This window comes from Rhabdothermincola sediminis, from assembly GCF_014805525.1.
Classification (GTDB): Bacteria; Actinomycetota; Acidimicrobiia; order Acidimicrobiales; family Acidimicrobilacustridaceae; genus Rhabdothermincola; species Rhabdothermincola sediminis.
The window spans coordinates 1-1,444 of record NZ_JACFSZ010000045.1 but is presented as its reverse complement, the minus strand read 5'-3'; the positions used below and the strand labels follow the sequence as shown (position 1 = coordinate 1,444).

3 protein-coding genes are annotated in these 1,444 nt (G+C 64.6%); 2 read left to right on the top strand and 1 reads right to left on the bottom strand.

Annotated features, from left to right (window positions below; genetic code table 11):
• Positions 1–172 precede the first annotated feature (172 nt).
• A complete protein-coding gene (locus tag HZF19_RS16100; protein ID WP_208029815.1) occupies positions 173–397 on the bottom strand; it encodes a DDE-type integrase/transposase/recombinase in 225 nt (74 codons plus the stop codon).
• 526 nt (positions 398–923) lie between these two features.
• Here HZF19_RS16100 and HZF19_RS17565 point away from each other — a divergent pair.
• Complete coding sequence (locus HZF19_RS17565; protein ID WP_372443478.1) at positions 924–1,052, top strand: hypothetical protein; 129 nt, start codon at positions 924–926, stop codon at positions 1,050–1,052.
• Between the two features lie 79 nt (positions 1,053–1,131).
• The gene (locus HZF19_RS17560) at positions 1,132–1,269 is read left to right on the top strand and encodes a hypothetical protein (protein ID WP_208029814.1); all 138 of its coding nucleotides are present in this window, start codon (positions 1,132–1,134) and stop codon (positions 1,267–1,269) included.
• Positions 1,270–1,444: the final 175 nt, after the last annotated feature.

Below are 1,444 nucleotides of genomic sequence, written 5' to 3'. Positions count from 1 at the left end.
AAGGGTCTCTCCACTTCTTCTGCGGACGTCAGACATCTGCAGAATGGCGAGACCCTTGGCCGCGCTGGTGGACCCCTACGAAGAGCGCCCCGACCTCACGCCGCCCCACACCTCATCGCGGAGAGCCTGAATGCCTGGGACTCGGGGTCGCGGTAGCCGCTACGACGATGCGTCACTCCACGAGCGGAGAGGTGCCGGCGGACGTCTCGCGAGGTGAACTGCGACCGTTGTTCGTCCCGAGTGTCAGTACGCCGGGCCGGACTTGACGATCGATGAACGCGGCTTCGACACAGCAGATCGCCTCGGTCGCACGGGTGCGCACGTCGAGGGTCCAGCCGCAGATCTCGCGGGTGCAGCAGTCCACGATCACGTGCAGGTAGACCCAACCGTGAAGCACCCCGGGATCGGTGGAGGCTCCATACCTTGAGTGAAGGATGGAGCGATGCCATGACATGGGAAGGATCCGAACGAGCTGCGATGAGCGGGCGCTGCGGCTGGTGCTCCAGCAGCAGCACGGCACGACTCGCAGTGGGAAGCGATCTGCTCGGTCGCCGAGAAGCCGGGCCCGACACCCGCGCGATCCGCGACGCCGAACTGAACATCGAGGCATCCGCGTGGGGTGCTGCCGGATCGAGCGTCTGATGCGAGAGATGGGCCTTGTGGGTGGGCTGTCGGCGGGGCCGCACCTTGGTCTGCACCACCCAGGGCGACTCGACCCTCGAGCGGATTGCGGATCTGGTCGACCGCCAGTTCCGGGCACCGGCACCGAACCGCTTGTGGGTGGCAGACATCACCTACGTGAAGACCCATTCGGGCTGGGTGTACGTCGCGTTCATCGTCGAATGTGTTCTCCCGCAAGATCCTCGGCTCGAAGACCCCGGCCGAAGCCCTCAACGAACAGCTACGGTCGCTCCAACACGCAGGTGTTGCAACGACTGGTTGAACCCGGTCACTACCTGTCCATTCGCTACACCGACCGGCTCGCCGTCAACGAGATCGTCGCCTCAGTCGACTCCAAGGGCGACTCGTTCGATAACGCCCTCGCCGAGTAATTCCAATCGGCTTTACAGGTGGGAGCTCATCTACCGCCAGGACCCCTGGGCCGGCATCGAGGACGTTGAGTTCGCCACGATGACCTGCGTCGACTGGTTCAACAACCGGCGCCTGCACGGCACGATCACACCCGGTCCCCGCTACACCACCCCGGTAGCCCACGAGGCCGCCGACTACCGTCAGACCGTCACCGCCGACCTGACAGTGACCCAATAGCGAGAGCCCCTACGAAACCTGGGGCGCTTCAAACATCGGTAGTTATGAGGCTTGTATCACTGAGGTTGCCCGCTCGGCTTGAGTGGGTGGCCACGTAGGGTGGCCTCGGGAGAGGGGCCCCGGCAGTGACGGTTTCCGGCTGGGCTTCGGGCTCGTGAAAGAGATCGTCGCTGGG